This window comes from Paenibacillus sp. GYB006 (assembly GCF_036577645.1).
Taxonomy (GTDB): domain Bacteria; phylum Bacillota; class Bacilli; order Paenibacillales; family Paenibacillaceae; genus Paenibacillus.
In genome coordinates this window covers 1-7,564 of the sequence record NZ_JARBDA010000033.1, presented here as the reverse complement: position 1 = coordinate 7,564, position 7,564 = coordinate 1, and the positions used below count along the sequence as shown (strand labels likewise).

Here is a 7,564-nt window from a genome sequence, read left to right as displayed (position 1 = left end):
CATTGCTAAATACGAAACTAAACAAATTATTGAAAGAAAGAAAGACCATGAATTTATTTTTTCTCTCATAAATTTCACCTCCTCATATAGCTAATTAAGCATAAGAAATATCCGATGGATTTTGTAGGATCTTAAACGATCATATGTGCCTGATAATCTTGAATGTTGTTATTTATGGTTTCGCTAGGCAGGATGGAAGCATTAACTATATAGGATAATAACCTCCAATCACAATGCAGAAATTTACATCTAGAATTCAGTTAAAATACAAGAAACACATAGGCTGTCCTAATAAAAGGGAGCAGTTGCCAAATGGCAAGCTGCTCCCTGCTGTACACAACTACTCTAAAAAAATCAAAATGAACTTTAATCCTAATATAAAAAGAAGGTCGATAGACCTTCTCAGATTGTAGACAAAAGGCATTCAGAATGCCTTTTGTCTACAATCTGAAAATAAGACCCCTAGGGGTCTTATTTTTTAAGAAAATTGTTTAGTTCCAATATTTTTTCTTGATCCGGATCATCTTGTATATCAATGATTTTCTCTTGTACTTTTCCTACGTTTTTCAAAGGTTGATTATTATCAATTTTTTCTGCAATAATTTCTGCTAAACTGGTATTCACTTCTAAATCAGAGTAATACGATAAGATATCAATTCTTGAAGCAGAACTGAGAACAGAAGTGTTAGGGACTTTGCCTTCTTCAAGTTTCGAAGAAAAGAAAGAAAGCTCACTTAATAATCTCTGGTTGAGGTTTTGCTGAAATAAATCCTGTTTAGCGTTATGGGATTGATATAAAAATATATTAAAGAATAGAGATCCAATAAGAAGTATCAATAGAGGAATATATGCTTTTTTTTTCAATTAAAATCCTTCTTTACCAAGAAATTTGATTGTGATTGTAAACTTCCATTGTTTTGCTTGCTGGACCAATACTTATACCAGCAGTTCCTTTTATGTCTACACTTAATGAGGAGTTTAGAATTGTAATATTATGACCGTATTTAGCATAGATATCTGCCTTTGTCAATGTCGATACATTTGGAGTATATCTATACTTCATGTAACCTATTATGTTTCTTGCATAATCGGGATGAGAAGGGCTGTTTCCATCATTAACTTGTGGAAGTTGCATCTCATACGCATAACCTAGAACGCTTTGAAAGGCTACTGGATTATTGGTTTTTTGGATTACTTTGCTGGGATTAATTTGATCTAAATAAGTATATTTAAATACATTTGATGCTGTTCCGGGTATAACACTCATGTTACTATTTGTTCCAAGAGCAAGGACATCTTTCTGTTTTTGTGTTGGTGTCTTAAGCCATTCGAACCGAGCAGAAGCACCGCCTTGAGATGTAGAATATTTCTCATTGCTTGTCTCAAGTTTAAGCCAACTAGTTGTGGTCGTAGATGCTCCCATGGTAGTAATTCCATTATCTTTATTATTAGATTGTTCCATTGCTTCCTGTTTGGAAACTTCAGATACATTTGTGTCTACAATTTGAAGTGGACTATATCCGTTATCTGGAGTTGCTAAAGTATAATCATAGACCTCTTCTAGTTTGAAGTAATTTTCATCAACTGAAGAAGTAACTAGTTCGGAAATACCATCATAATAATACTGTAGATCTTCGTCAATTAGATCATTTACCCAATCTTCAGATAAACCGTATGCTTGATGTACTGCTGACCTTTTTTCTTCAATAGACAACTTTTCACTTGCAAAAGTAGTTGAATTACCAAGTAATGATGCACAAATTAGGGAAGCTGAAGCCAAAACTGTTACTCTTTTGATCGTTTTACTAATTAACAAAATTAATCCCTGCTTTCTCTTCCTTTTTTAATAAACAATGTTCAAATAATTGAAATATTAATATTAATAATGGTAACAGAAAGAAAAAATTAATAAAATAGGAGGATATACGTGATCTACTATGTATAAATTTGTCGAATAATAAGGTATTAATGAGCCTATATGACTATATTCAAGAAACCTGTATATATGCAATTAGAGGAGCTTGTGAGTTCTTCAAAGGGCACTTAATGGATTAATTCTTTTAACTGAGTCAGGCTACCTAATGTTAGTAAAATCTTTTTCGGATGACCTTGCCTGGGAAGTGCAACGAATGCTAGTCATCACTTATTTTTGCTTCAGACAGTTTGTAACCAACTGCACTAACTTTACCTCGTGGGGTGATCCTTTAATTTGGTGGTATCAAGGATCTCAAAACAGTACTATTTGGTCAGTAGCACATGATTACGTGTACTTTGGTAATAGAAACAATGATCAGGACGGAGGACTTTCTCACGTTTATACATCAAGTGTAAAAGATCTAAAGATCGGTAGAATAGCGGCACATCCTTTTTTTATAACTGTCTACTTAATAGGGTTCAGGTTCATGGCAAGCTGCTCCCTACTGTATTCAACTATTGTTTTCTCGTTAGCGTAACAATAAATTTAGATTATAGCATTGAATCCGCTATTTTTTGGATTTCCTGATCATCAAGTGGCCTTCCTGTAAAATCAGTAATTATATACTGTATTCCTGAGTGAACAAAAGTTAAGCTTTTATAATCTCTAGTTAACAAAATAGCTGGAACTTCTCCTTTTAAGAATAATTTCTTTGCATAGGAAGCTCCATCATAATGCTTAATACGATCAAATTTTTTATTCTCTTTACTAATGCTTAATAATATTTGATCTCCTGCCTCAAATCCATAATATCGGACTTCTATTTGTTCTTTACTGATATCTTTTGTTTCAGTTTTTTTATATTGTAAGGAAGAAACGTAGGAAGAGTTATTTTTAACCCACTCCGATTTTCATATGACTTGATAACTTTCTCTTCAGTTTGATCAATGTTCACCCATTCGTTATGTCCTGATACGTTTATCATCACCATTAATACGAGTACTATGTAGTTAAACAATCTTGTTCCTCCTTAATAAAAGATCCATGTTTTTATTAAGGTTACCTGAGCAAAACTTATTATTCATCGAGATAAAGTTTCGTACATTTCGTCACGCTATCCTACTCTGCTGGTTTGTAAATAAAAGAGAGCAGTTGCCAAGTGGTAAGCTGCTCCCTGCTGTGTTCATCTAACGTTTATTCTGTTAGCTCAATGAAGAACTCGGAATATAAATACTAAATTACTATTTACTTTCTAACAGCTATCCCGTATTTTTCTGGATGATTGATGTACTCTTCATAATTAAGTGATCCTTTAAACTCAAATAACTTAGATGTATTGTTGTATTCAAACACCAGTAGTTGTCCACGAATGCCAGAATGCGTTCCGTCATCTTTCACACCAATAATGTTTGAGGAAATTTGGATGAATTCGTTATTACTGCTTACAGTTACATTGGATGGTGGAATAATTGTTGGTTCAACCTTTTGGTTAGGTTTAAAGGCAATGATCAACAAGCTTAACAGTATTCCAGTTAATATTATCTTCGTGTAGTTTTCATTCATAATATCCTCCTAAGACGCTTTTTTAAATAGCATATGTTTATATTCACCAAGTACCATAAAACCCTTTGTGAGGAATATTTATGTGTCTGTTTAATCAACTTTCCTGCCGGTTTACATAACTAAAAGGAGCAACTGCCAACTGGCAAGCTGCTCCTCCATACATTGGGGATGATATTCCTATAAGCTTAAAGAAAAGCAACCGGTTTATTGATCAGTTGCTTACTTTTTCTTCTTGAACCATATTTTCGCTAACAATATTGAATCTAATAGTCTCTCATAAATCACAACACGTCATCTAAAGAGAAGGTTACGATCAAATTTCTGAATCGAGATCTTTATTTATCCTCTATTAGCTCATCAAATTTTTCAACGAAATTTGATATCTTAGAATCTAATTCTTGATCTGCTTCACCGTTCATATAATAATAGACTATCAAATTACCATTATTCACAAGAAAAGTTTTATACTTAGGATCTTTGAAAGATTTTTCTTGTTCCTCTGCTTCTTCTGTATCTTTAAGAAAATATATAGCAAAATTCGCATCTTTATTTAAAAAATAATGATAATAATTTTCCTCCATATTATCCCCGAATGTTACTTCGATTCCTTCATTACTTAACATGTCTCCAACTTTTTTAGGAGATATCTTGTCTCCACAAGCAGTTAATAACAAAGTTAAACAGAAACATATTGCTAAAGACCATAACTTTTTCATTAGTTACTCCTTATTTCTCTTATTTTTTAATGTGTAAATGATATTGTAAATCTGCAGATGAACCTAATGCAGATGATACTTTAAAATAATAGGTTCCTGGACTTAGATATACATCGTTCCGTTCATCATAACCATCAGCACTATCTGCAAGTCTCGCGACTTGTGTTCCAGAACTGTTAAATATAGTAACATTATAGTTATAACTACCTTTAGGATTATTTAATATTACCTTATGATAGCCACCTGTTGTAGCTTGAAATTTCCAGTAGTCAGGATCTTGAGTTGAGGTAATTGTTCCTCCTCCCCATTCATTAACTAATATGTCATCTGGAGAAACAGCCATTGAGTTATTGTCTTCCCATTCATATCTGTACCTTTGATTATCTGGAGCCGTAAATTCCGGGTCAAAAGGAACAAGAATTGCACTAGAATTACCATTCACACAATATTTCCCACACCCGTAGTTAGTTCCTTCTTGTGCAGTTATTTTATACATACTCTTTGTACTATCAGTATTATCCAATTTAACTGTCGAATAATACCACTTACCTGATACAAATTCATTAGGATCGTATGATCCTACAGAAACATCTGGTTCACTTTTACTACCTGCAACACCCCAGCTGTTTAAAATTTGTGTATCTAAATATGGATCCGGAAAATTAGATTCAAAAGCTGATCCCGCTGCATCCCTAGCAAAGGCTTTATTTTCGTAATCATAAAAAACTGCTGAATGCTCATAAGTATCAAATGTAGAATCATAGAAACCTACTGTAGCACTCCTAAAATAAATTTGTTGATGACTAAATCTTTCATAACTTGAAGTAACATATATACTAGAGTCTCCTTTCCAAGGAACCCAATCTTCAGCTGGAGCAGCATTTACATTAGAAACACCTATAAAAATCATCATTGTCGCAAGAACTATCGATATGAATTTTTTAAACATTAATTTTGTACCTCCGACGTAACCGTGTTAATTGGTTTCCAATTTTCATTATCTCCAGTTACTTTTTCTACTAATCTAACTTCTTCCTGTGACTTTAATTTTAAAAGATTTTCACCAGTTCCCTTTACTTTTAAGCCATATATTTTTAGTCCGTCATTGTTAAGTTCATTCAATCTCTCTTTAAATACATGAATAAGTTCTTTTTTTGCTTCCACAGAACGTTGTTCCTCTTGTGCTTTTTCTGCATTGGGATTTTGTTCTAATATAAGTGATCTTTCTTTTAGAGAAACTTCTTCCTCATAATTTTCAATTTGATTTACAAGCATAGTTTTGAGATCATCTTCATATTTAACCACTGCATCTTCAATTGTTTGGTCCTCTTCTAAAATAAATCCACCGCTGATTACTTCGTCTTCATACGTGTATGCATGATACATTGCTTCGATTTCTATTCCCGTTTCAGTTGAAATCGCTTTAGCAATTTCAACTTCATGCTGTCCATCTAAGGAGATTAATGCCTCTATTTCTTGATTCGTGTTCTCTTCTAGTATTTTCAGCTCTTTCTCTGAAGTATTAATTCTATCACTAATTGTGAATTCATCTGAATTAAGAGCTGGATTCTCTGCCTTTAAAGTTGGTGTATTAAATACGATTCCAATTGCCATTAGAGTAGTAAAAAATAGACCTCCTATAATCAGTTTATTTTTTTTGTTTTTCATACGTCCTCCTGAGTTGTATTGTTTATTTTCAATTGGAAACTATATACTAATATTATCAGAAAATACAGGAAAAATATAACAATTAATATTCTCTATGCTAGATAGAACTAAGAAAGTTATCATCTTAATAGTCGATAATATAAGAGGCACTTTAAGTGTAGAAAGTATCACACTGTAATACTTTCTACATACATTTTAGAGAGGTTAATGATGCTAGCATTAAAATATACAGAGTTCCCAGATACATATATTGAATTCTCAAATAGAGGAATATAACCCTCTTCCAACAGAAATAGATTGCGATAACTATAAATTTTAGAAATGAAAAAAATCAGATACAAAACTTAAATAGCTTCAATTTCATTTAGTTTTTGTTCAAGATTATTTATATCTTCATTTTTCTTGGCTACAAGTTTTAAAAAGTTATTCCGAAGTCTCAGCATTAATTAAACTAATCTGTTCGTTAGCTAAAAGAAAAAGCAACCGGTCTTTTGAGCGGCTGCTTACTTGTTCTTATTGAGCTATCGTTTTTCCGTTAGTTGAACTTCTTGCAATTAAAATAAAAAGATAAACAGAGGAAAAACAGACCTATAAAGAACATGACTCCACCTATCACAACATTGGAGACTATCTATCGTTTCTACGTTATTCAATCATCCCAATCTTCAAACTCCTTGATTAACTCTGGGATCTTATCGCTGCTTCCCTGTCTGTCTTTAGCTGGGCTGTAATCATTATCCGTTTGATAGGGAACCACTGTCTTTACGCTCTTATGCGTTTTTCTTTGAACTTTGAATCAGCATATCTATTAGAAACCCCACACCAAACCAGAACAATACGGCAGCAATATAAGCTAAGGATATCGGGATATCAACTCGGTGCATACCCGGAATAAATTCTTTAACCCACGCTAAAGGACTAACTCCCATAAGTAAAAGATTTAATTCATCTAGCCCTAATAAATTTACTATTACTGCTAAAAAGGCAATGATAGGTAACCATATACGAAACTTTTTCATTAACTTCACTCCTTTACCCAGCCCCTAAGACAGAAGTATATCACGACATTGTTATGCTTAGCAGTTATAATTTACCAATGTTCAACTTTATGTGTGTATACAGTAGGCACAATATGCATACCCAGGTGCCACACATTTATTGAGCTATACTGCCCAATAACTTAAAGAACAAGCAACCAATCTGTTGATCGATTGCTTACTTGTTCTTCTTGAACTATCGTTTTTCCGTTAGTTCAATCAGTCCAACTTTCAAACTCCTTGATTAACTTTTGGGACCTTATCGTTGCTTCCTGTCTGTCTTTCGCTGTGCTGTAATCATATATCCGTTTGATGGGGACCACTGGTCATCATCATTCATAACTTTAATTGTAAATTCTGAAAATTTATCATCTGTGTATACCCAACCGTAAGTGAAATATCAGGCTCTACTGTACCTTTATCATCTATAATTCGAAAGCCGGAGAGAATAGTTGTGAAATTATGACCATCTTACATATATTATTACAATCAGTACCGATATCAAATGGGGACTAAAAAAGATGATTCCTGTACTGTACGAGGCCACTGAAAAAGTCCAATATCTAAAATCAGGATGCCTTTCCTCAATATTGAGGAAAGGCATCCTGATTTTTTGTATAATAAAAGTATAAATTTCAGGTGGTGTCTCGGATGATTTCAAATCA

At 33.1% G+C, this 7,564-nt stretch carries 9 protein-coding genes; all 9 read right to left on the bottom strand.

From position 1 onward, the window contains the following. Positions 1-471 precede the first annotated feature (471 nt). Positions 472-864: a hypothetical protein gene (locus PV403_RS24570; RefSeq protein ID WP_160037223.1), complete on the bottom strand. Its 393-nt coding sequence runs from the start codon at positions 862-864 to the stop codon at positions 472-474. 13 nt (positions 865-877) lie between these two features. Then, positions 878-1,816 carry a hypothetical protein gene (locus tag PV403_RS24565; RefSeq protein WP_160037224.1) on the bottom strand — a complete coding sequence of 313 codons (939 nt, stop codon included), beginning with the start codon at positions 1,814-1,816 and terminating at the stop codon, positions 878-880. Positions 1,817-2,466: 650 nt separating this feature from the next. After that, complete coding sequence (locus PV403_RS25370) at positions 2,467-2,739, bottom strand: hypothetical protein (protein ID WP_442951791.1); 273 nt, start codon at positions 2,737-2,739, stop codon at positions 2,467-2,469. Further along, on the bottom strand, positions 2,736-2,933 hold the full coding sequence (locus tag PV403_RS24560; protein ID WP_332086258.1) for a hypothetical protein: 198 nt from the start codon (positions 2,931-2,933) through the stop codon (positions 2,736-2,738). The genes PV403_RS25370 and PV403_RS24560 overlap by 4 nt, the downstream gene beginning before the upstream one ends. Positions 2,934-3,160: 227 nt before the next feature. Further along, positions 3,161-3,478, bottom strand: a complete 318-nt coding sequence (locus PV403_RS24555; RefSeq protein ID WP_160037214.1) for a hypothetical protein — start codon at positions 3,476-3,478, stop codon at positions 3,161-3,163. A 335-nt stretch (positions 3,479-3,813) separates the two neighbouring features. Further along, entirely contained in the window at positions 3,814-4,194 is a 381-nt protein-coding gene (locus tag PV403_RS24550) for a hypothetical protein (RefSeq protein WP_160037213.1), read from the bottom strand. A 19-nt stretch (positions 4,195-4,213) separates the two neighbouring features. Continuing rightward, on the bottom strand, positions 4,214-5,143 hold the full coding sequence (locus PV403_RS24545) for a hypothetical protein (protein WP_160037212.1): 930 nt from the start codon (positions 5,141-5,143) through the stop codon (positions 4,214-4,216). Further along, entirely contained in the window at positions 5,143-5,862 is a 720-nt protein-coding gene (locus tag PV403_RS24540) for an anti sigma factor C-terminal domain-containing protein (protein WP_160037211.1), read from the bottom strand. Before PV403_RS24540 ends, PV403_RS24545 begins: the two co-directional genes overlap by 1 nt. A 770-nt stretch (positions 5,863-6,632) precedes the next feature. After that, positions 6,633-6,881 (bottom strand): hypothetical protein, encoded by a 249-nt coding sequence (locus PV403_RS24535; RefSeq protein ID WP_213536199.1) that lies wholly within the window; start codon positions 6,879-6,881, stop codon positions 6,633-6,635. Between the last annotated feature and the right edge of the window lie 683 nt (positions 6,882-7,564).